Here is a 26,104-nt window from a genome sequence, read left to right as displayed (position 1 = left end):
CGTTAGTGCGCAGGCGGGCCGGCCACGAGTTGGATCATCCAGACGATGAATCCATAACCACCGACAACTGCAACGGACAGGACAGGCACCATGACCGCCGTCAAGAAGATGAAGCTGCGAAGCTCCTCCTTCTTGCGTTGCGGATCAGGTGCGGTAGAGGTCTCCATCGTGATCATCCTCTGCGTCAAGTGAACCTGCCGCCGACGAGCGGTACCGGACAAATTAAAGGCACCTGCCAATTGCTTGTCAAGCGAGTAATCGATCACGCTGGCGGCGCATGCCATGAGTCCTTCGGTATGACCACCGGCTCGGCCGGCTGCAAGACGAAGTGCGGCGACATGATCTGCACGCCGTATTCGTTGAAGACATCCTGGATGTGCCCGTGCAGCTCATTCAGAACGTCGTACTTGGGCGCGCCGGCACGCATGAAGACGTTGAGCTCGTACTCGACGTAGAAGTCCTGCAAATGCAATTGACGCACGACCGCTGGCGGATGGGGCAGCAGTTCGGCCGTCCTGCCCGCGGCAAGCACGAGCATCGCGTGCACCTGTCGCCAAGGCGCGTCGTAGCCGATCGTGACCTCGGTCGCGAGCGAAATGCCGTGCCCCTTCGGCCCCTTCGAGGTGTCGCTCAGATTGAGGATGCTCGCGGCCACGACCACCGTGTTGGGCAGCGTGACGACCTGGTCGACGCGGTTGCGCAGCTTGGTCGACAACACGCCCATCTCGACGACATAGCCCTCCGATTCGCCGATCTGCACGAAGTCGCCGATTCGCAACGCCCTCGCATAGATGAGCACGAAGCCCGCCATGACCTGCGAGACCGTGCCCGACGAGCCCAGCGTGACGAGCACGCCGAAGAACACGCTGAGGCCCTTGAACGCATCCGAATGGGAGCCCGGAATGAAAGGGTAGGCCATGACCAGCGCGAACACCCAGACGAGCGCCGAAGTCAGGCGACGCGTCGCGCCGATGGTGTCTTCCTGCAGCGCCGCCAGCGTGACGCCGCTGCTGCGCGCGGCCTCGAAAATCGCGTGCAGCCCGCGAATGGTGAGATGGGCCAGGACGAAGATGACACCGACCGTCGCGAGGTCGGGCAGCGAATGAAGAATCCCGGTCGCGAGTTTCGTCGCCAGCGCAAGAACCGAACTGCCCAGCGTTTGTCCCCAGGGTTGCGTGTACGGAAAGCGTGTCAGCACGTAGGCCAGCCAGACATAGACGGCCATCAGGACGATGGCGATCTTGATCCAGTGGATCGCGCCGAGCAGCGCGAGCACGATCAGGCGGCGCCAGTCGAGCAGTTTGCGGCCCTCGATGCGCGCTCGCAGGCGCCCGGTTCGGCCCTCGATGCGGACAGCGATGCGCTGCAGCCCGAAGACCACAGCGGCAAGGATCAGCGTTGCCAGTGCCGTCCACGCGACCGACGTGGCGAACTGGCGCCCGTTCAGCTGGTCCGCGCGAGCCATCAGCGCCTCGTGCAGTCGCTGGCCGGCGGTCGTCGCGACTTGCTCGAGCGGTGGATCGCCCGGCTCCCGGTCGCCCTCGTACACGGTGAACAGGGTCTCGCCTTCGACCATGATCGCGTAGCCCTGCATGCCTTCGTGGGTGAAGCCGTTGGCCTGCGGGGGCGATCGCAGGCGCGCGAAGGGCGTTTGCCCGATGCGTTCTGTCGCGCGAGCCGCCCGCTGCTGCGCAGTGAGGCCGAACATCGGCGTGCGGAAGACGAAGACCAGGCGATTCGAAACGGTCAGCGGAGCCGCCGCCGGAGGCGCCTCCTGGGCATGGGCCGACCCCGTCAAAAGGACAAGGAGCACCGCAACCCATGCCGTCGACCAGGCAGGCCAGCGCACGCGCCGCGCCGTGAAGCTCCACGGCGACGCAACGGAGTGGTGTCTGGACAATGTTTGCAGCAAGCCTCAACCCGGTGGATTGACCACCACGTAGGTCACCTGGGAGCCCGCGTACTGGGGCTGATACCAGGCGCCACCGCAGTTCTGATAGGTGATGCCGTTCACCACTGTCGCGGTGCACGCGGGCGGCAGCGAGCGCGTGATGGAACCGATCGCCGCCGCGGTGACGGCGACGCCGGCCGTCACCGCGGCGGCGGTGGCGACCGGGTGGTAGTGGTCGTCGTACCCGTAGCGCCCCCCGTTGTTGACGTTGACGACGTTCACGTTCCGGTTGGCATTGACGTTGACGTTCGTGTTGCGATTGACGTTGGTATTGACGTTGGCATTGACGTTCCGGTTCGCGCTCGCGTTCACGTTGTGGTTGACGGAGGTGCGCGCGCCGCCGTGTATCTGCCGTTGCGCATGGGCGTCGCCCGGGTAGCCGATGGCGCCAAAGCCGACCGCCGCGATCAATGCGGCGCCGAACACCATCGATGCAGCCCTGCCGGAGAATGGATACGCAGTCATGGTTCGTCCTCGATGGATGGGGCTAGTTGGCGGGCGACTCGACCGTGCCGTCGACCTTCTGGATCACGATCCGTTGGCTGCCGGCCGGGGGCTTGAAGTCGAAGATGCCCGCTGCGAACTTGGGCGCGAGGTTCCAGCGCATCAGCACCGAATGCTGCGGCCTGGCGACATCGGAGGTCGTGGTGATCACCAGCTTGCGCGGCAGCGGGGTGCGACCCTGCTCGATCCAGATCTGCCAGTCGAATCCGTCCTGCCGGATCGCGAAATGGTCCGTCAGGGTGCCGTCGATCACCGCCGTGCCGAGAAAATCGGCGGACTTGATTCCGGACTTGTCGACCTTGTCGGTGCCCCACGCAAAAAGATCCGCCGCCGGCAGCTCGATGCCGTAGCGCTCGCCGAGCACCGTGGTGACTTCCTTGAGTGTCGGGGGCGCCTTCACCGTGGCGTAGTACTTGGTCTTCGGGTCGAACAGCGTTGCCGTCTTGCCGTTGTAGACCAGCATCCGCCGGTCGCCGCTGTCCTCGCCGATGTCGGCCAGCAGCCCGTCGGGGCGGCGAACCTTCATCCTCGCCGACTTGTTGACCTGTGCGAGCTGGTCGTTGTCCAGCGTCGCGTCGGTGGTCGAACTCAGCGTGACCTCGAAGTTCTTCAGGGTGCGCAGGAAGTCGCCCATGCGGTCGAGCTGCTGGATCACGCCGGGGTCGACCGCGGACGCGGCCGGCGCGGGTTTTGCCCCCGGCGCCGAAGTCTGGGATGAGGGGGTGCTCGACGCCGCGGCGGGCGTTGTCGCTTGTTGGGCGCAAGAAGCGAGCACCAGGCATGCAGTTGCCGCGACGAGCCGTAGCCTCGAGATGTCAGACGCGTGATTCATGCGGGCCTTTCGTTGGATGTCGCGACAAGCGGCACGTAAACATACGGTTTGCCGCCGGATAGCGCAATTGCCCTCTGGTGCATGTTCTCGTGTTTTTCATGTCCTCGCGGGCTGCAGCCGCCGCCTCTGCCACATCACGTAGGGAATCGAGACCGCGATGTTCAGCACGAAATAGAGAAGGATCGCGGCGGCGATGTTGTGGTCGCCCGGGTAGTTGACCGCCGTCACGGTCATTGCGATGCCAGGATGGCGCGTGGCCGTCGAGAGCGCAAGCACGGCCCGGTCTTCGGGCGCAGGACCGCCCAGTGCATGGCCCACCGCGAGCCCGGCGACGATGAACCCCAGTATCACGACGAGCGTCCCGTTGCCGATGAGCGCCGCGACGACGTGCGCGCTGCCGATCAGGATCGCGACGCCGCCCACCGGCAGCAGAGTGCCGGCGACCAGCAGCGCCGGCCTTGCGAAGCGCTGGGCCAGGCCGGGTATCAGCGCGTGGACCACCATGCCCGCCATGAGCGGCAGGATCACCACCTCCAGGATCAACCGGGCGATGGGCCCGGGGCCCATCGTGAATGGCCGTCCGTAGAAAAGGCTCAGCAGATGCGTACTGAGCGGAATGACGGCGATCGACAGCAGCGCCATCGTCACCATCAAACCCAGCGCATGCGACGGCCGTCCCACAGCCTTGTCCTGTCTTCTCGGCAGCAGGGGCGGAATGGGCGAAAACGCCAGCGCCACGATGGCGATCTCCACCTCGGGCCGAAAGTCGAACCACTTCGCCAGGGCGACCGCCAGCACGGGCATGACCACGAACATCGCGAGCACCGAGCGCCCGAACAGGCCCGGCCTGCTGACCACATAGAGCAGGTCGTCCTTCGTCGCCGCGAGTCCGAAGCCGAAGATCGTGACCATGACGCTCGCCTGGAGGGCGAAAAGGATGAGCTGCTGGAGCGTCATGGTCCGTGCGTGAATCCCTGGGCAATCGTTGCGGGTACCGGCGCCCAGGCACTTTCCAGTGGGTCGACCGACTTGTCAATTGCTCCAAGGTGCAAGGGCCGCAGGTGAGACCACGTCCTACATTCCGGCCTCGCGCGCCGTCCGATACTTGCGCTTGCCCTCCCGGAAGACCGAAGTGAATGTTCTGATCGTCGACGACAACGAAGCGGCAGCCGATCTGCTCAAGGAGATTCTCGAGCTGCAGGACCACACGGCGCGCTGCGCCTACACGGGCCGGCAGGCACTGGAGGCCGCGGCCGCCGAGGCATTCGATGCCGCGCTGGTCGATCTCAAGTTGCCCGACTTTCCCGGGACCGAAGTGGCGCGCCAACTGCGTGCGCGCGCGCGGGGCGCGCCGCCCCTGATCGTGGCGATCTCGGGATTTGCGTCAGAGGAGGCCGGGGCGCCGGCCGGCCTGTTCGATCACCATCTGCAGAAGCCCATCGACTTCGACGCGCTCGACCGGATCCTGGCCCAGGCCGCCCGGACCTGAGGTTCACATCCTTCCGAGGTGCACGGCGACCTGGTCCGCTGAAACACCGACATCGGCGATCGCCTTGCGCAGCGCCTCTTCGGAGACGCCCAAGCGCTCCATCCAATAGCGCACTTCATGGGGTTGATTCACGTCGATCTGGGAACTGTCTTGGCTGGCACGCACGACGATGTCATCGGACATAGGGAGACTCCTTGCGATTGAGGAGCGCTACTTTGCTGCCCGCGGACTGAAGGACGCGCAGGCCGATGCAGAATTTCCGTGCAGGACAAAGTCCGAGAGCGCTCTATCGGAACGGCGACGGCTCTCCCATCGCGCAGGCGTTGCGCAACTTCTCTTCCGGCGCGTTGTTTCAGAAGATTTCGTGAGCGGACATCTCGAAGTCCGCTGTTTCAAGCAGAACCGGCCGCCCGCCGGTCACGCGGTGGCGCTCGATCGCCGTCGCAATGATGATTTCCGCGTTTTCCAGATAGGCCTGGACAAGGCTTTCGCCGCCTTCGTTCGCTCCGAAGCGATCGCGCAGCGGATCCTCGCTGATCGCGGCCACGAACCGAGCCCCATCGACATAAATGGCGAACCGCACGGAGGCGGTATCGAAACAATAGATGGCTTCTCGCATTCTTTCTGTCTCCGTCTTCACACACACACCACGCTCCGAACGCCCCGCACAGGGAGCACCCATCCATAGGCTTCTGCACAGGAGACTTGCAGCAGCAAGGGACAGTTTTGACTGTAGGCATCCTCCTGCCGGAGCGCTACTGCGGGCGGTCAAATCCCTCCGACGAGCAGGGTGCCCGGAAACGCACGGAGCAGTTCCGAGACGGCGTGCTCGCCGGCGCCCAGCGAGTGCCGGGCGCCCGTGATGCAGTCCTCGAAGCTGTGCGTGCCGACGTCCGCGGGCAGGACGATTCGCGTGTCGCGCCAGGCTTCGGGCGGCGACACCGGATGCGCGCCCGGCGCGCGCGGGCGCCCGGTCTCGTTCAGCGAAGCGAAGAGCCGCACGACGAGCACCACGGCGCGGAGACTCTCGTGGCCGCGCAGGAACGCAATCAGATGATGCGCCTGTGCGCCACGGACTTCGAGCGGCACATAACTGCCTTCGCCGAGGAGTGCAGGTTCGCGCGCTCGCAGCCCGAGCAGCCGCCAAGTGAGCCAGAGCTTGGCGCGGCCGTCGACAGCGGCTTCCGCAAGGCCGCGCACGGCGGTCTCCAGGTCGGCGCCCGCGGCGATCGCTTCGAGTTCGTCGAGGTGATGCCGGCGCTCCTCGTAGTCGACGGCGCGCCGGTTGTCGGGGTCCACCAGGCTGCGATCGATCAGTTCACAGCCCTGGTAGATATCGGGCACGCCCGGCGAGCTGAACTTGAGAAGCGTCAGGCTGATGTCGTTGAGCGCGCCGTAGCGGTCCAGCGCGGTCACGGCGCTGCGCAGCTCGGCAAGGAAGGCGTTGGCGGGGTCTGCTGCCAGGATGCCGCGAACGAAACTTTCCAATGCCTTCTCGTAGGCGGTGTCCGGGCGCATCCAGCTGGTCGCGGCCTTGCCTTCGCGTGCCGCCTTCAGCATGTAGCGGACGATGCGTGCGATGTAGTCGTCGTGCGCCGTCGCGTCGCCGTCCGCGGCCGGCATCGTGCCAAGCAGCGTCTGGTAGAGAAGATACTCGTGCACCGGCGTGACGCTGCCGCGCAGCGGGGCATTCAGGGTCCGCCACTTCCGCAGGGCCAGCCGCCAGAGGCCGGGGCATTCAGAGAGCACGTCGATGCGCAGCCGGACATCTTCGGAGCGCTTGTTGTCATGCGTGGAGGTCGCCAGCATGGTGTGCGGCCAGCGCTTTTGCCGGTCATCGCTGGCCACGTGAAACTCCGCGACGGGGATGCCGATCCGGTCCGGCTCGCCGCCCACCTCGTTGACCGCACAGAGCGGAAAGTAACGATAGAAGGCCGTGTCCTCCACACCCTTGGCCGCGACCGGCGCGCTGAACTGCTGAAAGCGCCGAGCGAAGCGCATGGCCGCTTCACGCACCGGCGAGTCGACGCCGTCGGGCGGCAGTCCCAGCAGCGCATCCCGCAGGAATCCGAAGACCGACGGGTCGGGCAACTGCAGCCGCTCGCGGGCAGCATCGAGCGCCTGGTCGACGTAGCGCAGGTCCTGGGCACTGGCTTCCTGGGCGTTGTAGGTGCGATAGACCGTCATGCAGGCGGCCACCGTGGCGATGGCTTCCCGCAGGGTGTTGAGCGTGTGGTCGCGGGTGCGGTGGTGGCCCTTCGCGATGTCGAGCAACGCGTGGGCCAGGACTTCGAGATCGGAGGAGAGCGTTCCGTGGGCGACTTCCTGCTTGGCGTGGTAGACCACATCCTCGTAGCGCTCGCGCATGCCGGTGAATTCACGCCAGATTCTCGACAGGCGATCCGCCGCCCGATGGTCGATGAGCACGGCGTTCGCGAGATTGGCGAACCGGTAGCCGGTCGTTCCGTGGATGGCCCAGGACACGGGCACGTCTTCATGAGGCGCGGCGATTTTTTCGGCCACGACATAGAGCGGACACTCGGGCCTGCCCTGTGCGTCCGTGCCCCGCGCCTTGGTTCCGACACGCGCGACGAAACCGTCCTGCAAGCGATTGAAGTAGCCGGCAGGGTCTAGCAAGCCATCGGGGTGATCGATGCGCAGGCCGTCGACCCATCCGCGCGCCGCCAGGTTCAGTGCGAGGGCGTGCGTGGCCTCGAAGACTTCCTCGCGCTCCGTGCGCAGCGCCGCGAGTTCGTTCACGTCGAAGAAGCGACGGTAGTTGATCTCGTCCGCCGCCGTGCGCCAGTGGGCGAGGCGATAGGCCTGCGCTTCGAGCAACTCGTGCAAGGTCTCTCGCTGGTCGGTGCTGTTCAATGCGCGTACGGCGGCATTCACTGCCTGCGCGGCAACGGGGCTTTCGGTCTCGAGTCCGGCGAGCCGGTCTCCGAGCAGTTTCTTTTCCTTCGCGCGGCGGGCCACCGCTTCGGCATCGTCGCCGCTCACGGCAGGAAGGTCGCGGGACGACTCCGCGATGGCCGCGAGCAGTGAGGCGGCCTCGGCGTCTTGCGCACGGGCCGCGGCCCGGTCGAGGATGAGCGCGAAGGTCTGTGGCGCCAGCGGAAAGCGATGATCGAAGTAGCACACGCCGAACGCGCCTTCGGCCGGCTCCCAGCGCAGTTGCAGTTCGCCGCGTTCCAGCACCTGGCCGTAGTGATCGCCGAGCACCGGCAGCAGCACCTTGCCTGTCAGTCCGGGCGCCAGCCCCTCCCATTGGATGTCGAAGTGGCACGCATGCGGCGAGGCCGTCCCGTTTTCGAGAACGTCCATCCACCAGCGGTTGTCCGTGCCGAGCACGCCCATGTGATTGGGGACCAGATCGATCAACTGCCCCATGCCGTGCTGCTTGAGCACCCGTGTGAAGTGCTCGAAGGCGGGCATGCCGCCAAGCTCGGGATTGATCTCGTCGTGCGCGACCACGTCGTAGCCATGCATGCTGCCGGGCCGCGCGCGGTGGATCGGTGAGCAATACACGTGGCTCACGCCCAGCCTGGACAGGTAGGGGACGATGCGCGCCGCGTCGTCGAAGGTGAACTCGCTGTGCAGTTGCAGCCTGTAGGTGGCGCGCGGCACGCGCAGCGGCGGCTTCGACGTCGCTGCTGCGCGTTCTCGGGCGAACGGGCGGGCCTGCACGAGCGCCGCGCAGACTTTCTGCACACTGGCTTCGCGCCAGAGCGCGTCGACCGTGGGCGCGTACTTGCGGCGCCAATTGGGATGCTCGTCGATGGTGCCGGGCAGGTTCGCCTGCTCGATGTTGCCCAGCGCATCTTCGAGCTGAACCGCCATGAGCTTCGACGGCGCTCCGGCAAGGAAGCCGTGCACCGCGGCGATACCGTCGGCATCCAAGGGCCCCTCGACCGACGACCCGCCCAAGCCGGCGGCGAGTTCAGGCGACTGCTGTTGCATCGCCTCTTTCAGCCGAGCGCGCGCCCGGGCGCGCTCCAGCGTTTGGTGGGCCAGCGTCGACGGGTCGGCGATCAGGCCGAGTTGGAAACGCGTCTGGAGATCGTGCGCCGACCACCAGCCGGCGAGCGTGGCGAGGTCATGCGTGCTGACGGCAGCGATCGCATCGCGCGGGTAGTGCGCGGGTGGGCGAAACGCGCCCTCGCCGACTTGCTCGAAATACAGCACGCGATAGGAAAGCACACCGTATCGGTGCAGCGTGTCGCGCATGGCCTCGGGCACCGTGCCGAGGTCCTCGCCGATCACGAGGCACCGATGGCGGGTGCTCTCCAGCGCGAGGATGGCGAAGAGTTCATCGACCGGATAACTCACGTACGCGCCGTCGCGCGCCGCGCCCGCGGCGGGGATCCAGAACAGGCGCATCAGGATCATCACGTGGTCGATGCGGATGGCACCGGCCTCGTGCATGTTGGCGCGCAGCGCTTCGATGAAGGGCTGGTAGCGTCCTTCGCGCAAGCGGTCCGGCCGCAATGGCGGCAGGCCCCAGTTCTGGCCTTCGAGATTGAACGCGTCCGGCGGCGCGCCAACGCGCACGTCCTGCGCAAAGCTTTTCTGATGACGCCAGGCGTCCGAGCCGCTTCGATCGGCCGAGACGGCCAGGTCGAGGTAGAGGCCGATGGCCTTGCCTGACGCTGTGCACTGGGCCGCAACGGCCCAGAGCTGTCGGGCGGCCTGCCATTGAAGGTATTCGAAGTAGGCGATTCGAGCGCCGTTTTCGCTTGCGAAGTTCGCCACGGCGGGCGAGGCCGGATCGCGATAGGGCTCGGGCCAGACGGGCCAGCCCCAGACGCTGTCATCGGCTGCGTGGAAGTGCCCCTGCAAGGCTTCGAACAGCGCATGCTGCCGCAAGGCCTCTCCGCCGTCCTCGCGGAATCGCGCGAAAGCCTGGACCTCCGGGTCGACATCGTCGCGCTCGGCGAAGCGGCTGTGGAGCATCGTCAGTACCTCGTGCTTGAGCGCTGCGACACCGGCGTAGTCGACGAGTGATGCTTGGCGAAGCTCTGCAAGGCGAGCCTGAAACGCGGGCGAGCGGACCTTTTGCCTCGCTGCGGCGCAGTCGGCGAAGTCCGGCACCGCTTCGACGTCGATGTACAGGATGTTGAGTTGTGCCCGCGAGGATGGGCTGTAGGGACTCGTGCGGGCCGGATCGTGCGGGAACAGTGCATGAAGCGGGTTGAGCCCGACGAAGTCGGCGCCGGCATGCGCAGCCCGTGCGACGAAGTCCTTCAGGTCGCTGAAATCCCCGATGCCCCAATTGCGCCCGGAACGAAGTCCGTAGAGCTGGAGCGTGAATCCCCAGGCGCGGCCCTGTTCGAGCAGCTGCGGGCGATGGCACTGCGCAGGCGCGCAGATCACCAGGGATTCGCCCGGCAGGCCGGTGAGCATCAACCGGTGATAACCGTCCGGCAGTGCCAGGGGGATCGGCAGCTCCCAGCACCCATAGGCCACGCCGTCCAGATCGGCATGCTGCGTGATGTGCAGATCCTTGGTGTCGGCGAAGCCTTCATGCACGTTGCCGTGCTCTTCGACGAACCGCCATTCGATGCGTGTCGTCGAAGCCGGAAGCCGCACATCGGGCACGACGAACGACGCCGAGCCCGAAGCCACGACCCGCGTTGACGGCAACGCGCGATGCCAGGTCGCGCTTTCGGCAGCGGCCTCGGCAGCGGCGAAATCGGCAGGCGGCCCGCGCGCGACGAAGCCGGCGTCGACCAGCAGCGCCGCAAGCGCTTCGGTCGTGACCGTGTGGCGCACGCCGAATGCGTCTTCAAACGCCGTGGCAATGCCATGGCGCGTGCACAGGCGGTGAATGCTCGCAACCTCGTCGTCGGTGAAGTTGCGTTCAGGCATCCCGCAACTCCTCGATCGACGCGCACACGCCGCCGGGCACGAGCGGGAGCAGGGCGTCGTTCGCGGCTTCCTGCATGGCGGGGAGCATGTGGATGATTCGCCCGGGCGGCCATGTCACGAGCGCATCCACGCTGCCGAAGTTCGCGACGAGATGCAGGAAGGCCGGGTTCGTGTTCCCGCTTCGCCCCTTGCCGAGCGACCAGACGAGCCGAAGCGCATCGCCTTCGAGCGACCATTGAACCAGGCGGGTGCCATCGCCGAAGCGTGGCGCAAGTTCGTTGCGCCGCACTGCCAGCAGCGCGCGAGTGTGCGTGAGCGCTTCGGCATGCACGGGAAGCGCGCGGTCGTCGTCGTCGTCGAGCTTGGACCGCGCAAACGCTTCCATGCCGTTCGGGTCCGGAATCTGCAGGCGCGCCGCCTCGTTGGCAAAGGCCGCGAAACGCCCGAACTCCTCGCGCCGCCCGGCCGCCACGGCGGCGGCCAACTCCGGTCCGAAATCGCAGAAATAGAGGAAGGGCGTGCGCGCTGCGTATTCCTCGCCCATGAACAACATCGGCGTGTGCGGCGATAGAAGCACGCAGGTGCGCGCCGCGCGCAGCAGGTCCGGCGGTGCGAGCACGTCGAGACGTTCCCCCAGCGCGCGATTGCCGATCTGGTCGTGGGTCTGCAGGAACGAGACGAAGGCCGAGGGTGGCAGATGGTCGCAACGTTCGCCGCGCGGCTCGCCTCCGCGAAACGGCGACGGTTGGCCTGCGTAGACGAAGCCCTGCGCAAGCGCGAGCCCGAATTTCTCCAGCGGATGCTGCGCATAGTCCGCGTAGTAGCCGTCGGTCTCGCTGGTCAGGAGCACATGCGCCGCATGGTGCAGGTCGTCGTTCCATTGCGCAGTCGCGGCGATGGGCTTGCCATCGTTGTCGCGCGCGAGGCGGCGGGCTTCGTTGAGGTCGTTCTCGAGCACGACGTGCACCTGCCGATAGCGGCCGGGCCCCTGGTGCAGCGCCGCGCAGATCTCCTCGACGATCGGCTGCGTCGACCTGTCGCGAATGGCGTGAACCGCATCCATCCGCAGGCCGTCGAAGCGATATTCCTCGACCCAGTACAGCGCGTTGTGTATGAAGAAGTCCCGCACCGTGCGCGAGTCAGGCCCGTCGAAATGAATGGCCGCGCCCCACGGCGTCTGGTGCGAGGCGTCGAAGAACTGCGGACAGTAGGCATGAAGGTAGTTGCCTTCCGGTCCGAAGTGGTTGTAGACGACGTCGATCAGCACCATCAGTCCGAGGTTGTGGGCGGTGTCCACGAAGGCCTTGAGTTGCTCGGGCGTGCCGTAGCTGGTGTCGGGCGCGAAGGGTAGGACGCCGTCGTAGCCCCAGTTGCGGCGCCCCGGAAAATCCGCGATCGGCATCAGCTCGATCGCGGTGATGCCCAGTTCGGCCAGCGCCTGGAGCCTCTGCCGAGCGGCCTCGAAGCTGCCCTCGGGCGTGAAGGCGCCGACGTGCATCTCGTAGATCACGGCTTCCTGCCACGGGCGGCCGGTCCAGGCGTCGTCGCGCCACGTGTAGGCCTGCGGATCGACCACCTCGCTCGGGCCGTGCACGTCGTCCGGATTGCGGCGCGAAGCCGGGTCGGGCACACGGAGGCCGTCGGGCAGGCGATAGCGGTAGCGGTCGCCGACAGCGGCCTGTGCCAGCACGCGTTCGTGCCAGCCGGCGGCATCGCGTTGCATCGGCATATCGCGCCAGTCTTCGCCTTCTCCGCCTTTCGACCATTCGAGGACGATCTCAGGAATGCCGGGCGCCCAGATCCTGAAGCGGACGCCGTCGCCGCCCAGCATCTCGGCACCGAAGGGCATCGAATGACGATGTTTCATGTCGAAGCCCGTGTGCGCCGCAGCAACGCCAGTGAGCGGCTCTGCAGCGAATAGGCGGGCTCGCTGAGCAGCACCGACAGTGCGCTCTCGCGCGCCGTGTCGATCACGCACGTCCAGGTTGCGCCTGGACGCGGCGGCAGCGTGAAGGGGAGCGCCTCGTGATAGGCGTTGAGCAGCAGCAGGAAATCGTCGTCGCGCTGCGTCTCGCCGCGCGGCCCGACGTCGATGATGCCGGTGCCCGAGAACATCATGCCCAGGCAGCGCACGTGCTCGCCCCAGTCAGCCGCCGCCATTTCCCCGCCGTCGGGCTTGACCCAGACGACATCCTTCGCCTCGCCATCGCCGACGGGTTGGCCGCGAAGAAAGCTGCGTCTGCGAAAGGAGGGATGCAGGCGCCGCGTCCGGATCAGCACGGCGACGAAATCGCGAAGCGAGTCCGCCTCGGGCGAGGGCGTCCAGTCGAGCCACGACAGTTCGTTGTCCTGGCAATAAGCGTTGTTGTTGCCCTGCTGCGTGTTGCCGCGCTCGTCGCCCGCGAGCAGCATCGGAACGCCTTGAGACAGCAGCAGCGTCGCCAGGAAGTTGCGCTTCTGGCGCTCGCGCAGTTCAAGGACTTCGGCGTCGCTGGTTGTTCCTTCGGCGCCGCAGTTCCACGAGAGGTTGTTGTTGTTGCCGTCGCGGTTGTCTTCGCCGTTCGCCTCGTTGTGCTTGTCGTTGTAGGAGACGAGATCGTGCAGCGTGAAGCCGTCGTGCGCGGTCACGAAGTTGATGCTGGCGTGCGGCCCCTTGCCGGACCAGCCGTAGAGATCTTGCGAGCCCGACAACCGGTGCGCGACATCGCCGGCCACGCCCGCGTCGCCCTTCCACCAGCCGCGAATGCCGTCGCGGTAGCGGTCGTTCCATTCGGCCCAGCCGGGCGGAAAGTTGCCGACCTGGTAGCCGCCGTGCCCGAGGTCCCAGGGCTCGGCGATCAGCTTGACGCGGTTGAGTGTCGGGTCCTGGCGGATCGCGTCGAAGAAGCCGCCGAGGTTCTCGACCTTGCCCGCCTCGCGCGCGAGCGCGGATGCCAGGTCGAAGCGGAAGCCGTCGACATGCATCTCCTCGGCCCAGTAGCGCAGCGAATCCATGACAAGCTGGAGTGCGCGCGGCTGTTCCAGGTTGACCGTGTTGCCGCAGCCGGTGAAGTCGTCGTAGTAGCGTGGCTGACCGGCGTTGGCGATGTAGTAGGACATGTTGTCCACGCCGCGCATCGAGAGCGTGGGCCCGAGGTGGTTGCCCTCGCAGGTGTGGTTGTAGACCACGTCGAGGATGACCTCGATGCCCGCCGAGTGCAGGGTCTTGACCATCGTCTTGAACTCCTTCACCTTGCCGGAAGCGCTGTAGCGCACCTCCGGCGCGAAGTAGCCCAGCGTGTTGTAGCCCCAGTAGTTCTGCAGGGTCTTGTCGGCGAGATGGCGATCGTTGATGAAAGCATGCACCGGCAGCAGTTCGATCGTCGTCACGCCCAGGCGCTGCAGGTAGTCGATCACCGGCGAGCATGCCAGCGCCGCGTAGGTGCCGCGCTGGTGTTCCGGAATGGCGGGGTGCAGCATCGTGAAGCCGCGCACGTGCATTTCGTAGATCACCATGTCCTGCCAGGGCACCTCGGGCCGGCGGTCGTCGCCCCAGGTGAATGCGGTTTCGAGCACGCGGCTCTTGGGCATGAAGGCGGCACTGTCGCGGCGGTCGAACGAGAGATCCTGGCGCTTGCTGCCCACCGAGTAGCCGTACAGGGCATCGCTCCAGCGCAGTTCCCCCATCAGGTCCTTGGCGTAGGGGTCGAGAAGCAGCTTGTGCGGGTTGAAGCGATGGCCTTCCTCCGGCTTGTAGCGCCCGTGGATACGGTAGCCGTAGGCCATGCCCGGGCGGGCCTCCGGCAGATAGCAATGCCAGACGTCGTTGGTGCGCTCGCGCAGGGTGATGCGCTGCCGCTCATGGCGGCCCTTGTCGTCGAAGATACAGAGTTCGGCCTTCTCGGCGTGCTTCGAGAAGATCGCGAAGTTCACGCCCTGGCCGTCCCAGGTCGCGCCGAGCGGGTAGGGGCGCCCCGGCCAGACTGCGCCCAGGGAAACATGATTGCGTTTCGTCACGGATGGGGTCGGTCACGATCGGTTCGGGGCGGCCAAGCGGTGGTCGGACGTGTCGCGCCGGGAAAGTCACGGGTGGATGCTTCCTTGACCACCGGGCGCGGCGCGGGCCGGTCTTTCGGCCACCATTCCTCGATGCGCCGCGCGGCCCAGTCCTTGCCCGCGAGCCCGAAAGCCAGTGCCAGTGCGAACACCACGCCGGCAAGGATGATCAGGAAGCTCTGCCGGACGATGTCGCCGCCGACCTTGATCTGGTCGAGCGCGATGAGCACCACGAAGAGAAGAATCGCGTATTGCGCCACCTTGCCCAGCAACTGCGCATCCTGCATGCCGGCGTTGCGGCCGTAGGTGCCGATCGCGTCGCCGACGTATTTCGCGAAGAACGCGCCGAACACCACGATCAGCAGTGCGACGAAGACATTGGGAACGAACCACATCACGCGCCCGAGCACGTCCGCCGCGTAGGTGAGCCCGAGGCCGTTGAAGGCGACGACCAGCGAGATCAGTATCACGAGCCAGTAAGCCAGTGCACCGAAAACGACGGTCGAATCCTGGACCATCCCGCCTTGGCGGAGAAAGTCGTCGATGCCCGAGCGCTCGGTCAGCACGGGGAAGTTCAACGCACGCAGGCCGCGCACCACGGTGAAGCGCGCCGCCTTGGCCAGCAGCCAGCCCACGAGGACGGCCAGCACTGCGAAGAGCAGCCTCGGCATGTAGGCGCCGAGCTGGAACAGGAATGCGCGCAGCGGCTCGAGATGGATGGAGAGGCTTTCCATGGACGTTCTCCCGGGGGTGTCTGTGCTCGCGGTCAGCGAACGGCCGTTCGGTCAAGCAGCGCCAGGATTCCCTGCAACGGAACGGGCACCCAGTCGATTCGGTTGTTCAGTTCGTAGCGCAGCTCGTAGAACGCTTTTTCCAGCTCGAACAGTTCCAGCAGTTGCATGTCGACTGGACCTGCCTCCGGCGCCAGGGCCTCTTGGTAGCCGGCGAGGAAGGCGGCGCGCGTGTCGCGCTCCCAGGCCCGTGCGGCGGCGTCCAGGCGCACCAGTTCGTCCGCGTTCTGCGCTGCGCGGCGCAATGCGCTCCAGCGCGCATAGTTGAAGGAGCGCAGCATGCCTGCGACATCGCGCAGCGGCGATTGCTTGCTGCGGCGCTCCTCGATCGGCCGCGCGGGTTCGCCTTCGAAATCGATGATCACGAAGTCGTTTCGCGTCAGCAGCACCTGGCCGAGGTGGTAGTCGCCGTGGAATCGCGTTCGCCATGCCGCCTTGCCTTCGACCGGCACATCGTCGACGAAGGCGTCGACCGTCTTGCCCATGCCGAGAAGCCTCGCGGCATCCTCCTGGCAGCTGTCGGGCAATGCTGTGCGCATGGACTCCTCCAGTTGCCTGAGCGTGCCGGCGGCTTCCGTGCGCACGGTTTCACGGATGCGGCGCAGATCGGCATCCGACATCGGCACTGGGTCGAAGGCTGCGTTGCCCGTTCGCTTGGCCAGCGCGTTGTGCAGCTCGGCGGTGCGGGCGCCGAGGATGCGGATCTGTGCGAGGAAGGCGCCGTGCGGATCGGGGGGCGCTTTGCCGTCGGTGTCGCGCAGTTCGCCCAGCACGCGCTCGAGGTAGGCGAGCGTGTGTTCCCAACCGTCGCCCTGGTTCGGCACGTAGGCCTGCAGCAGCGCGAGCGTCATGACGGTGCCGTCTTCGCCGACGTATTCGAGCGCGCCGGCGATCGGCACGCCGTGCACGAAGCCGGCTTCTTCCGTGAGGAAGCGGCCCATTTCGAGTTCCGGATTGACGCCCGCGCGGAGCTGCCGATAACCCTTGAGGAACAAGGTCTCGCCCAGCGTGACCACGGTGTTGCTGCTGACCGGGCTGGGCGGGCTCACCGGAAGGGTGTCGATGACCTCGACCGGAAATTCCCGTCCCAACGCCGTGGGCCGGAAGTGGAGCTGGCCGTGGTCGGTGCGCAACCGCGTTTCCCGCACGATGGCACGCACCATCTCGCGGCAGAACGCTTCGTCGAAGAATGCATCGCTCATCACGCCGACGTTGGCCTGCTGGCGAGTCTTCGCGATGGCGGCCTGCTGGAGTGACTTGAACCGCTCGCCGTCGCGGTCTTCCCATGCCAGCGCCAGCGGCATGAAGTAGGTGGCGCCGCCGGGCGGTCCTTGCAGCGCCAGCAGCGGCAGCATCCAGCTGTAGCCGTCGATCTGCCAGATCGCCTGATCGCGGAACGCCGCGCGGTCGATGCGCGAACCCTTGGTGGCATACCAGCGCTGGGCCTCGATGTGCGGCGGCAGCGTGTCCGTTTCGATCTGACGGTTCAGCCGGTCGGCGAAGCCGATGCGCCAGGGCACCACGCGGTCCCTGAACATGCTGGTCCAGCCGTCAAACAGCACCAGCACCGGCCGGTCGAGCAATGCCACGCCTTCCTGGTGCCAACTCGGCATGGGCGCCTCGTCGGCGAGCCTGAACCAGTAGAAGCCGTAAGAGGAGAGGGTGAGCAGATAGGGCAGTTCGCCGATGGGCGGAAACGAAGTCCGGCCCAGCATCTCCACCGGCACCCGGCCCTTGAAGGCCGACAGGTCGAGCTCGACAGGTTGCGCGGCGCGCGACAGGTTGAACACCGACAGGATCACGTCGTCGTCGTGCTCACTGATGTAGGCGAGGATTCTGCGGTTTCCGGGCTTGAGGAAGGTGCGGCGTCCGCGGCCGAAGGCGCGGCTGGTCTTGCGCACCGCGAGCATTCGCCGCGTCCAGTGCAGCAGCGAACTCTTGTCGCGCAACTGCGCTTCGACGTTGACGGCCTCGAAACCGTACATCGCATCCATGATCGGCTGCAGGTACAGGCGCTGCGGGTCCGCGCGCGAGAAGCCTGCATTGCGGTCGGGGCTCCATTGCATCGGCGTTCGCACGCCGTTGCGGTCGCCGACGAAGACGTTGTCGCCCATGCCGATCTCGTCGCCGTAATAGATGATGGGCGAGCCCGGCATCGACAGGAGCATGCTGTTCATGAGCTTGATGCGGTCCTTGTCGTTGTCCATCAGCGGCGCGAGCCGGCGGCGGATGCCGAGGTTGATGCGCGCCTGCATGTCGGCCGCGTAGGTGGTGTACATGTAATCGCGTTCGCGGTTGGTCACCATCTCCAGCGTCAGCTCGTCATGGTTGCGCAGGAAGATGGCCCACTGGCAGTTGTCGGGGATGTCGGGCGTCTGCTGCATGATCTCGACGATCGGGTCGCGGTCTTCCTGCGCGATGGCCATGTACATGCGCGGCATCAGCGGGAAGTGATAGCACATGTGGCATTCGTCGCCCTCGCCGAAATAGCCCCGCACGTCCTCGGGCCACATGTTGGCTTCGGCCAGCAGGAAGCGGTCCTTGTAGTTCGCGTCGATGGCCGCGCGCAGTTTCTTGATGACTTCGTGCGTCTCGGGCAGGTTTTCGTTGGTGGTTCCGTCGCGCTCGATCAGGTAGGGAATGGCATCGAGCCGGAAGCCGTCGACGCCCATGTCCAGCCAGAAGCGCATCGTGCGGAACACCGCTTCGAGCACCTCCGGGTTGTCGAAGTTGAGGTCGGGCTGGTGGCTGAAGAAGCGATGCCAGTAGTAGGCCTTGGCCACCGGGTCCCACGTCCAGTTGGACTTCTCGGTGTCGGTGAAGATGATGCGCGTGCCGGCGTAGAGCGTGTCGGTGTCGCTCCACACGTAGAAGTCGCGCTCGGGCGAACCGGGCGGCGCCGCGCGCGCGGTCTTGAACCAGGGATGCTCGCTCGACGTGTGGTTGATGACCAGCTCGATGATCACCCGCAACTCGCGCTTGTGCGCCTCCTCCAGCATCTCGCGGAAATCCTGCAGCGTGCCGTACTGCGGATGCACGTCGTCGTATTCGGCGATGTCGTAGCCGTCGTCGCGCAGGGGCGACGGGTAGAAGGGCATCAGCCAGATGGTGTTGACGCCCAGGTCCTTGACGTAGTCGAGCTTGCTGGTCACGCCCGTGAAGTCGCCGACGCCGTCGCCGTTCGAGTCGACGAAGGCCTTGACATTGAGCTGATAGATCACCGCGTCGCGGTACCAGGTCGGATCACCGGAGGTGTCGATCTCGGTGGTTTCGAGGACGAGAGTCGGCAGCGGCGCGTTCATGGACGCCCTATTGGTAGTAGTCGAACTCGCGCTCGTCCCGCACGCGGTGGCGCACCGCGAGGATGTGCGCGGGCAGGCGGTGCGGATCGAGCAGGATGTAGTGCCACGCGCCATGCCATGTGAATCGCTGGTCGCTCAGCAGGTCGTGCATCTGGAACGGCCGGTCGCCCTCCACGCCGACCAGGGCCGGGTCGAGGTGGACCCAGCCGGTCTGCACATTGTGCGGATCGAGATTCACCACGGTGACGACGATCTGCTTGCCGTCCGGCGAGGTCTTCATGTAGGCGATGAGCTGGTCGTTGTCGATGTCCAGGAAGCGCAGGCTGTCGTCGGACTGCAAGGGCACGTTGCCGCGGCGAATCCGGTTGACGCGCGCGATGAAGGGGCGCAGGCCGCTCTCTGCGCTCCAGTCCCATTGGCGCAACTGGTACTTCTCGGAATCGAGGTACTCCTCGCTCGAAGGCTCGCGTGGTGCGTGCTCCATCAATTCGAAGGCAGGGCCATAGATGCCGTAGTTGGCCGAAAGCGTGGCCGCGAGCACCAGGCGCGACTTGAACACGGGCTCTTCACCCGTCTGCAGCGCAGCGTGAAGGATGTCGGGCGTGTTGGGCCAGACGTTGGGGCGGAAGTAGTCCTTGCCGGGCCCCTGCGTGAGTTCGGTGAAGTAGGCGGTCAACTCTTCCTTGGTGTTGCGCCAGGTGAAGTAGGTGTACGACTGCGTGAAGCCGAGCTTGGCCAGGCGATGCATCACCTTGGGCCGCGTGAAAGCCTCGGCCAGAAAGATGACCTCGGGGTGCTCGCGCTTGACCTCCGTGATCGCCCATTCCCAGAACCCGAAGGCCTTGGTGTGCGGGTTGTCGACGCGAAACACGGTGACGCCTTGCGCGATCCAGTGGTCCAGCACGGACTTCAGTTCGCTCCAGAGCGCGCGCCAGTCCGGACTCTCGAAGTGAAAGGGGTAGATGTCCTGGTATTTCTTCGGCGGGTTCTCCGCGTACTGGACGGTGTTGTCGGGCCGCCACCGGAACCATGTCGGATGCGCCTTGACGTAGGGGTGGTCCGGCGCGCACTGGTAGGCGATGTCCATCGCCACGTCGATGCCCATTTGCGCGGCCTTCGCGACCAGGCGACGGAAATCTTCCGCCGTGCCGAGCGCAGGCAGGATGTCCTTGTGCCCGCCTTCGGCGGCGCCGATGGCCCAGGGGCTGCCGACATCGCCGGTCTCGGTCGTGAGCGTGTTGTTGCGGCCCTTGCGCTGCAGGCGACCGATCGGGTGGATCGGCGGGAAGTACAGAACGTCGAAGCCCATTGCCGCGACCAGCGGCAGGCGCTCCTCGACATCGCGGAAGGTGCCGTGCGCACCCGGCATGCCCGAGGCCGAGCGTGGAAAGAGTTCGTACCAGGTGCTGAAGCGGGCACGCTCCCGGTCGGCCATCAGCGGCAGTTCGGCCGCGAAGCGGGCCTCCAGGCTGCGATCCGGGTGCCGCGAGGCGATCGCGGCCAGATCGTCGTCGAGCGCAAGCGCCTTGATCTCATTGGCGTTCTTTCCGGCGTTGGTCGCGCCTTCGTCGAGAGAGCGGGCCCATTTCGCAAGAGCCTGGCGGTCGTCGCCGTTCGCCCGGCCCGCGGCCGCGGCAATCTCCAGCGCGCCGGTGCGAACGGCAAGCCGAATGTCGTCCGCGTCGACACGCCGAACCAGTTCATGCCGCCATGATTCGAAGAGATCGACCCACGCGACCACCGTATAGATGTAGCGGCCGGGTACGGGCGGCGTGAAGTCGGCATGCCACTCGTCGTTGTAGCGCAGCTTCATGGGCACTTCGTGGCGCGCGTCGTCGCCATCCTTCCACCATTGAAGCATCACGCGCGGCACATCGTGGCCGTCGGTGAAGACGTGCGCAGTGACGCGGACGCTTTCGCCTGCCACGCGCTTGACCGCGAAACGACCGCCGTCGACGATGGGCATGACCGCATCGACGACCGCACGGCGCCGGCCATCCCCTTCGGCGGATTCGAGTGACTGCGGCGGCGACAGCAGGGCGCTAGGCATCGGTCTGCACCTTGAAAAAGAGCGTGGACAGCGGCGGCAGCGTCAGGCACACGGCGTACTTCTGCCCGTGCGAATGCATCGGCGCGGCTTGCACGGCGCCAAGATTCCCCCAGCCCGAGCCGCCGAACGCACGGGCATCGCTGTTGAGAATCTCCCGCCATGTGCCGTCCCGGGGCACGCCCACACAGTAGTTCTGCCGCGGCACCGGTGTCAAGTTGCAGACGACGAGTACCGTGTCGCCCGCGCGCGAGCGCCGCAGGAAGGCCACGACACTCTGCTCGTGATCGTTGGGTTCGAGCCACCGGAAGCCTTCCGAAGAAAAGTCCAGCTCGTGCAGGGCCGGCTCGGTGCGATAGAGGCGGTTCAATTCGCCGACCAGGTGCTGCACGCCGCGGTGCTCGGCCGCGTCCAGCGAAGGCCAGTCGAGCTGACCTTCGTGCGTCCACTCGCGCCGCTGCCCGAATTCGCCGCCCATGAACAGCAGCTTCTTCCCCGGATGCGCCCACATGTAGGCGTACAGCGAGCGCAGGTTGGCGAACTGCCGCCACGGATCGCCCGGCATCTTGCCGATCAGCGAACCCTTGCCGTAGACGACCTCGTCGTGCGAGAGCGGCAGCACGAAGTTCTCGCTGAAGGCATAGACCATCGAGAAGGTCAGTCGATGGTGGTGGTAGCGGCGATGCACCGGGTCCTCATGCATGTAGGCGAGGGTGTCGTGCATCCAGCCCATGTTCCATTTCATGCCGAAGCCGAGGCCGCCCATGTCGGTCGGTCGCGAGACCTGTGGCCAGGCTGTCGATTCCTCGGCGATCGTGAACGTGCCCGGCTGGTCGCGGCAGACCGCACGATTGAGTTCCTGGAGGAACCCGATCGCCTGGAGGTTCTCGCGCCCGCCGCGGGTATTGGGGATCCACTCGCCGCCTTGCCGCGCATAGTCGAGGTAGAGCATCGAAGCCACCGCATCGACGCGCAGGCCGTCGATGTGATAGCGATCCAGCCAGAAGAGCGCCGATGAGATCAGGAAGCTGCGAACCTCGTCGCGGCCGTAGTTGAAGATCGCCGAGTTCCACTCCGGATGAAAGCCCTGACGCGGATCAGCGTGCTCGTACAGATGCGTGCCATCGAAGGAGGCGAGACCATGGGCATCCGTCGGAAAGTGCGACGGCACCCAATCCAGGATCACGCCGATGCCGCGCTGGTGCAGATGATCGACGAAGTACATGAAGTCCTGCGGCGTCCCGTAGCGTGCGGTGGGCGCGAAGTAGCCCGTCGTCTGGTAACCCCACGAGCCGTAGAACGGGTGTTCCGTGATCGGCATCAACTCGATGTGGGTGAAGCCGATGGACACCACGTAGTCGGCCAGTGCGTGTGCGAGTGCGCGGTAATCCATCGGGCGGCCGTCGTCACGGCGCCAGGAGCCCGCATGCACCTCGTAGATGGAGATCGGCGCATCGAGGCTGTTGCGCGCGGCACGCGTTCGCATCCATTCAGCGTCAGACCATGTGTAGTCGAGCGACCAGAGTCTGGACGCAGTCGCCGGCGGCGCCTCCGCGAAGCATGCGAGCGGGTCCGCCTTCTCGATCACCCTCCCGGACTTCGAGAGGATGCGGTACTTGTAGGCATGCCCGTGGCGCGCACCCCCGGCATGGCCGTGCCATACGCCCGTCGAGTCCGGACGCGGCGAAAGCGGTTCGGCGTGGCCGTCCCAGTGGTTCCAGTCGCCGATGACCGCGACCGAACTTGCGTTGGGTGCCCACACCGCAAACGAAGCGCCTGCGTCGTTGTCGCGCAGATGCCCGCCGAGGTGCTCGTACAGCCGCGAGTGCGTTCCTTCGCGAAAGAGGTAGCGTCGGTGTCGCCGAAGGACACGGGGAAATTCACGGGAATGGCTCCAGTGCGAGGAAGAACCCACTGTTGTAGTCCTGCGCGAGAGGGGCTTCACGAGCGATAGCGCCCGATCGCGTGTCGGACGACGCCTGACGAAAGTCCCATCCCCTGGCTACGGTGTGACCTGGTAGGTACCAGCACCGCCCGATGGATGGAGCGGCGCGGGCTTTTCTTCGGCGGATTCGACCGATAGCGAGCCCAGCCGCGCAACCACCATGTCGTGCAGTCCCTGCGCCGCGGCCGACAGGCTGCCGTCGCGCCGTTGCACGAGGTAGATGCGCCGGGTGAGTTGCGGCAGCGGCAACGGGCGGATCGCGATCGTCTCGCGCCTGAACTGGTAGAGCGTGAGGGCCGGCACCACGCTGATGCCGAGCCCGGCTTCGACCATCCCCATCACGGTGGCCAATTGCTCGACTTCGAGCACCGTGTTCATCGCCAGCGGATGCAGGGCGACTTCGAGCGCCTGCCGCACGCTGCTGTTGCGCGTCATGTGAATGAAGGCCCAGGGCTGCAGCTTGCGCAGCGTGAGCTTCGGCTCGGTCGCGAGCGGGTGGTCGGCGCGGCAGATCAGGTGGAAGCGGTCGGTGCACAGCACGCGCATGCGCAGCTCCGAACTGTCGGCGGGGCGCCCGCCGGCCGCCGCGAGCGCGAAATCCGCCTGGCCTCCGCGCACCAGGTCGATGCAGGCATCCGACAACTGATCGCTCAGCATGAGTTCGATGCCAGGCCAGCGCGCGTGGAAGTCCGAGAACATTGCCGGCAGCCAGCCCGCAGCCAGAGAGGGCAGGGCGGCGACATGCACGCGTCCCTTGCGACGCTGCACATGGTCGTCCAGATTGCCGACCGCCCGCTCGATGTCGCCAAGGAGCCGCCGCGCCGAAGCTTCGAACACGCGGCCCTCCGGCGTGAGTTGGACACTGCGCGTATTGCGGTCGAAGAGCCGCGCGCCGACTTCGTTTTCCAGCGTGCGGACAAGCATGCTGAAGGCGGGTTGAGAAAGATGGCAGGCCTGGGCGGCGCGCGTGAAGTTGGGCAGGTCGACCAGCGCGACGAAGGCGCGCAATTGGCGAGTGGATAGTTCAGTGGAGGCCATTGATCTGAAAATCGAATAAGCGGATTTTCAGGCAGGCTGGGGTCGTGCGTCTCACATTCCGTATCGCAGGCGCTTGTGCAACGCACCAAACTGACTAATTCGAGCGGATTTCGTCAGAAACCGGCACCGAAGTTGGGCGAAGCTCAGTATTAAGTGTTACTCTTAATTTCATCGAATGATTTTTTGTAGCACTTTAGGAGCGCTCCGATGAAGATGTACCCTGAACTGCACGATAGCGGGCTTGGCGGGCTTGGCCCTGCGCCTGTGAAATCCACGGTGCGGCAAAAGCAGCCCCCCATCAGGAACGATGGCTCGCTGCGAGCATTGAAGAAGGTCCGGCGCGCGGCTGTCTTCCCCCTTCAGATCCTCGTATGGGGAGCCATGGCCCTCATGATGTACGCGACGCTCGGGCTCGATGTCGTGAGCGCACTGCTCGAACAATGGGAATAGTTGGAAATAGGGCCGGCAGGCCGCCTCAAGTCACCAGTCGCTTGTCGATCATGTGCTTCACGCAGTCCTGCACATGCCTGGTCAGCGTGACCTGCGCACCCTTCCAGTCTCGTTCCAGGGCGCACCTCATCAAGTGCTGGTGCTCGCCGGCCGCGATTTCTCCGCGGTAAACCGCAGCGACCATCTGATAACGCAGATACCGGTCGTAGATGACCGAGTGGGTCTGGAGCAAGACCTGCGAACCGCAAGCCGAGATCAGCGCACGGTGGAATTCACGGTCATAGCGCTTCCACGCCTGTGCGTTGGAACGCTCCTCCACGCTCATGCGGCGCTCCATCGACGCGAGCTTGTGATGGGCCGCGACGACCCTGCCTTCCCATTCCATGTCCCCGGCTTCGAAGGACTCGCGCAAGGCATGCAGTTCGAGGAGGCAACGCATGGCAGCCACTTCGCGCAGGTCGGCCGCCGAGATCGGAGTGACCTGGAAGCCGCGCGAGCCCTCGGCGACGATCAGGCCTTCGGATGACAGGCGATTCAGGTTCTCGCGCAGCGTGCCGACGCTGACCTCGTAGGCATCGCGCATGCGGTCGAGCGTCAGGCGCTCCCCGGGCGCCAGCCGGCCGCTGACGATGTCCGCGCGCAGGCGTTGATAGGTCTTTTCTCCAATGGTTTCTGTCTGCCGCACCTCGTCGAGCATCGCCGTGTCCCGTTTTTGCTCGACGATCATACGCCCGGGCCCGTTTTGCCACCAATCGTTGGAGCCTATTGTTTTTGTTCAATAAAGCTGATTTCGTCGGACGAAATCACAAGAGGACGGGCTCAAGATGTTTCCAGGCCCGATCATCGAACTGTTCACATGCCCCAGCGCAGCGCCGCGGTGTGGACCGGCGCATCCCAGAGCGCCAGGGTCGCGTCGTCCATCGCGCTCACCGTGACTGAGCATCCGGCCATCTCGAGCGAAGTGACATAGGACCCGGTGAGGTAGCGCGCGACCTTGAGCTGGTGGCTGTCGAGCACCTTGCGCATCGCGTGCACCATCAGGTAGAGCTCCATCAGCGGCGTACCGCCAAAACCGTTGACCAGCAGCAGCACCTGCTGCCCGGGCTTGAGCGAAAGATCCTTGAGGATCGCGCCGCCGAGTTCGGCGGCAATGTCGTCGGCCGATGACAGCCTGACCCTGCGCCGGCCGGGTTCGCCGTGGATGCCGACGCCCATCTCCATCTCGTCAGGCCCGATCTGGAAGGTCGGCTTGCCGGCGGCCGGCACCGTGCAGGACGTGAGCGCAACGCCCATCGAGGCGGTGGCCTTGTTGACCGAATCGCCGAGCGCCTTCAGGGCAGCGAGTTTGTCGCCGCGCTCGGCCGCGGCACCGACGATCTTCTCCACGATCAGCGTGCCCGCGACGCCTCGGCGACCGGTGGTGTAGGTCGAGTTCTCGACGGCCACGTCGTCGTTGACGATGACGGTCTCGTTGTCGCAGTCGATCATCTCCGCGGCCATCTGGAAATTCATCATGTCGCCGGAGTAGTTCTTGACGATGAACAGCACGCCCGCGCCGGTGTCCACCGCCTGCGCCGCGGCCAGCATCTGGTCGGGCGTGGGCGAGGTGAACACCTGGCCGGGGCAGGCCGCATCGAGCATGCCGTGGCCGACGAAGCCCGTGTGCAGCGGTTCGTGCCCCGAACCGCCCCCCGAGATCAGCGCGACCTTGCCGGGCTTGGGCGTGCGCCGCCGGACGAAAGGGCCGGTCTCGCCGAGCGCCACGATGTCTGCGTGCGCGGCCGCGAAGCCGTCCAGGGATTCGGACAGCAGGGAATCGACGTCGTTGATGAGCTTCTTCATGATGCGC

Annotated in this window: 19 protein-coding genes; 2 read left to right on the top strand and 17 right to left on the bottom strand. The window is 65.8% G+C overall.

All coding sequences use genetic code 11. From position 1 onward, the window contains the following. Positions 1-2 precede the first annotated feature (2 nt). From napE to AC1DHL_RS26055, 5 genes are all read right to left on the bottom strand, one after another. Positions 3-167, bottom strand: coding sequence for a periplasmic nitrate reductase, NapE protein (napE, locus tag AC1DHL_RS26075; protein WP_478104143.1), 165 nt, complete (start codon positions 165-167; stop codon positions 3-5). A 95-nt stretch (positions 168-262) separates the two neighbouring features. Further along, the gene (locus AC1DHL_RS26070; protein ID WP_478163879.1) at positions 263-1,849 is read right to left on the bottom strand and encodes a mechanosensitive ion channel family protein; all 1,587 of its coding nucleotides are present in this window, start codon (positions 1,847-1,849) and stop codon (positions 263-265) included. 66 nt (positions 1,850-1,915) lie between these two features. Beyond that, entirely contained in the window at positions 1,916-2,416 is a 501-nt protein-coding gene (locus AC1DHL_RS26065) for a hypothetical protein (RefSeq protein ID WP_478163878.1), read from the bottom strand. 22 nt (positions 2,417-2,438) lie between these two features. Then, entirely contained in the window at positions 2,439-3,287 is an 849-nt protein-coding gene (locus tag AC1DHL_RS26060) for a DUF2092 domain-containing protein (protein WP_478104139.1), read from the bottom strand. A gap of 96 nt (positions 3,288-3,383) precedes the next feature. After that, positions 3,384-4,244, bottom strand: coding sequence for a bile acid:sodium symporter family protein (locus AC1DHL_RS26055; RefSeq protein ID WP_478163877.1), 861 nt, complete (start codon positions 4,242-4,244; stop codon positions 3,384-3,386). Positions 4,245-4,419: 175 nt separating this feature from the next. Here AC1DHL_RS26055 and AC1DHL_RS26050 point away from each other — a divergent pair, with 175 nt between their 5' ends. Then, positions 4,420-4,776: a response regulator gene (locus tag AC1DHL_RS26050; RefSeq protein WP_478163876.1), complete on the top strand. Its 357-nt coding sequence runs from the start codon at positions 4,420-4,422 to the stop codon at positions 4,774-4,776. 3 nt (positions 4,777-4,779) lie between these two features. On the opposite strand, the gene AC1DHL_RS26045 is transcribed toward AC1DHL_RS26050, so the two are convergent. From AC1DHL_RS26045 to AC1DHL_RS26000, 10 genes are all read right to left on the bottom strand, one after another. Next, the gene (locus AC1DHL_RS26045) at positions 4,780-4,959 is read right to left on the bottom strand and encodes a DUF3606 domain-containing protein (protein ID WP_478104135.1); all 180 of its coding nucleotides are present in this window, start codon (positions 4,957-4,959) and stop codon (positions 4,780-4,782) included. Positions 4,960-5,128: 169 nt separating this feature from the next. Beyond that, positions 5,129-5,395: a hypothetical protein gene (locus AC1DHL_RS26040; RefSeq protein ID WP_478104134.1), complete on the bottom strand. Its 267-nt coding sequence runs from the start codon at positions 5,393-5,395 to the stop codon at positions 5,129-5,131. A gap of 149 nt (positions 5,396-5,544) precedes the next feature. Continuing rightward, complete coding sequence (gene treY / locus AC1DHL_RS26035) at positions 5,545-10,647, bottom strand: malto-oligosyltrehalose synthase (RefSeq protein WP_478163875.1); 5,103 nt, start codon at positions 10,645-10,647, stop codon at positions 5,545-5,547. Next, a complete protein-coding gene (gene treZ, locus AC1DHL_RS26030; RefSeq protein WP_478163874.1) occupies positions 10,640-12,514 on the bottom strand; it encodes a malto-oligosyltrehalose trehalohydrolase in 1,875 nt (624 codons plus the stop codon). The genes treY and treZ overlap by 8 nt, the downstream gene beginning before the upstream one ends. Further along, entirely contained in the window at positions 12,511-14,643 is a 2,133-nt protein-coding gene (gene glgX, locus AC1DHL_RS26025) for a glycogen debranching protein GlgX (RefSeq protein ID WP_478163873.1), read from the bottom strand. The genes treZ and glgX overlap by 4 nt, the downstream gene beginning before the upstream one ends. Continuing rightward, complete coding sequence (locus AC1DHL_RS26020) at positions 14,640-15,416, bottom strand: mechanosensitive ion channel family protein (protein ID WP_478163872.1); 777 nt, start codon at positions 15,414-15,416, stop codon at positions 14,640-14,642. Before AC1DHL_RS26020 ends, glgX begins: the two co-directional genes overlap by 4 nt. 32 nt (positions 15,417-15,448) lie before the next feature. After that, on the bottom strand, positions 15,449-18,775 hold the full coding sequence (gene treS / locus AC1DHL_RS26015; RefSeq protein WP_478163871.1) for a maltose alpha-D-glucosyltransferase: 3,327 nt from the start codon (positions 18,773-18,775) through the stop codon (positions 15,449-15,451). A 7-nt stretch (positions 18,776-18,782) separates the two neighbouring features. After that, positions 18,783-20,825: an alpha-1,4-glucan--maltose-1-phosphate maltosyltransferase gene (locus AC1DHL_RS26010; protein ID WP_478163870.1), complete on the bottom strand. Its 2,043-nt coding sequence runs from the start codon at positions 20,823-20,825 to the stop codon at positions 18,783-18,785. Next, complete coding sequence (gene glgB / locus AC1DHL_RS26005) at positions 20,818-22,737, bottom strand: 1,4-alpha-glucan branching protein GlgB (RefSeq protein ID WP_478163869.1); 1,920 nt, start codon at positions 22,735-22,737, stop codon at positions 20,818-20,820. Before glgB ends, AC1DHL_RS26010 begins: the two co-directional genes overlap by 8 nt. A gap of 87 nt (positions 22,738-22,824) precedes the next feature. Then, entirely contained in the window at positions 22,825-23,805 is a 981-nt protein-coding gene (locus tag AC1DHL_RS26000) for a LysR family transcriptional regulator (RefSeq protein WP_478163868.1), read from the bottom strand. 207 nt (positions 23,806-24,012) lie between these two features. On the opposite strand from AC1DHL_RS26000, the gene AC1DHL_RS25995 reads away from it, so the two are divergent. Next, positions 24,013-24,255 (top strand): hypothetical protein, encoded by a 243-nt coding sequence (locus tag AC1DHL_RS25995; protein WP_478163867.1) that lies wholly within the window; start codon positions 24,013-24,015, stop codon positions 24,253-24,255. Between the two features lie 25 nt (positions 24,256-24,280). Here AC1DHL_RS25995 and AC1DHL_RS25990 read toward each other — a convergent pair whose 3' ends face one another. Continuing rightward, a complete protein-coding gene (locus tag AC1DHL_RS25990) occupies positions 24,281-24,982 on the bottom strand; it encodes a GntR family transcriptional regulator (RefSeq protein ID WP_478104122.1) in 702 nt (233 codons plus the stop codon). Positions 24,983-25,107: 125 nt separating this feature from the next. Next, positions 25,108-26,097 (bottom strand): dihydroxyacetone kinase subunit DhaK, encoded by a 990-nt coding sequence (gene dhaK, locus AC1DHL_RS25985; RefSeq protein ID WP_478163866.1) that lies wholly within the window; start codon positions 26,095-26,097, stop codon positions 25,108-25,110. Positions 26,098-26,104: the final 7 nt, after the last annotated feature.

Source organism: Variovorax sp. 10L426, from assembly GCF_056395305.1.
The sequence above is the reverse complement of the archived record's forward strand: the minus strand, read 5'-3'. Positions and strand labels throughout refer to the sequence as shown.

What these genes read in the sequence shown, in the direction of transcription:
- AC1DHL_RS26060 (WP_478104139.1), bottom strand. Translation starts at nt 3,287, where the DNA reads ATGAATCACGCGTCTGACATCTCGAGGCTACGGCTCGTCGCGGCAACT.
- AC1DHL_RS26065 (WP_478163878.1), bottom strand. Translation starts at nt 2,416, where the DNA reads ATGACTGCGTATCCATTCTCCGGCAGGGCTGCATCGATGGTGTTCGGC.
- napE (WP_478104143.1), bottom strand. Translation starts at nt 167, where the DNA reads ATGGAGACCTCTACCGCACCTGATCCGCAACGCAAGAAGGAGGAGCTT.
- dhaK (WP_478163866.1), bottom strand. Translation starts at nt 26,097, where the DNA reads ATGAAGAAGCTCATCAACGACGTCGATTCCCTGCTGTCCGAATCCCTG.
- AC1DHL_RS25995 (WP_478163867.1), top strand. Translation starts at nt 24,013, where the DNA reads ATGAAGATGTACCCTGAACTGCACGATAGCGGGCTTGGCGGGCTTGGC.
- AC1DHL_RS26010 (WP_478163870.1), bottom strand. Translation starts at nt 20,825, where the DNA reads ATGCCTAGCGCCCTGCTGTCGCCGCCGCAGTCACTCGAATCCGCCGAA.
- AC1DHL_RS26000 (WP_478163868.1), bottom strand. Translation starts at nt 23,805, where the DNA reads ATGGCCTCCACTGAACTATCCACTCGCCAATTGCGCGCCTTCGTCGCG.
- treS (WP_478163871.1), bottom strand. Translation starts at nt 18,775, where the DNA reads ATGAACGCGCCGCTGCCGACTCTCGTCCTCGAAACCACCGAGATCGAC.
- AC1DHL_RS25990 (WP_478104122.1), bottom strand. Translation starts at nt 24,982, where the DNA reads ATGATCGTCGAGCAAAAACGGGACACGGCGATGCTCGACGAGGTGCGG.
- AC1DHL_RS26055 (WP_478163877.1), bottom strand. Translation starts at nt 4,244, where the DNA reads ATGACGCTCCAGCAGCTCATCCTTTTCGCCCTCCAGGCGAGCGTCATG.
- AC1DHL_RS26020 (WP_478163872.1), bottom strand. Translation starts at nt 15,416, where the DNA reads ATGGAAAGCCTCTCCATCCATCTCGAGCCGCTGCGCGCATTCCTGTTC.
- treY (WP_478163875.1), bottom strand. Translation starts at nt 10,647, where the DNA reads ATGCCTGAACGCAACTTCACCGACGACGAGGTTGCGAGCATTCACCGC.
- AC1DHL_RS26045 (WP_478104135.1), bottom strand. Translation starts at nt 4,959, where the DNA reads ATGTCCGATGACATCGTCGTGCGTGCCAGCCAAGACAGTTCCCAGATC.
- treZ (WP_478163874.1), bottom strand. Translation starts at nt 12,514, where the DNA reads ATGAAACATCGTCATTCGATGCCCTTCGGTGCCGAGATGCTGGGCGGC.
- AC1DHL_RS26040 (WP_478104134.1), bottom strand. Translation starts at nt 5,395, where the DNA reads ATGCGAGAAGCCATCTATTGTTTCGATACCGCCTCCGTGCGGTTCGCC.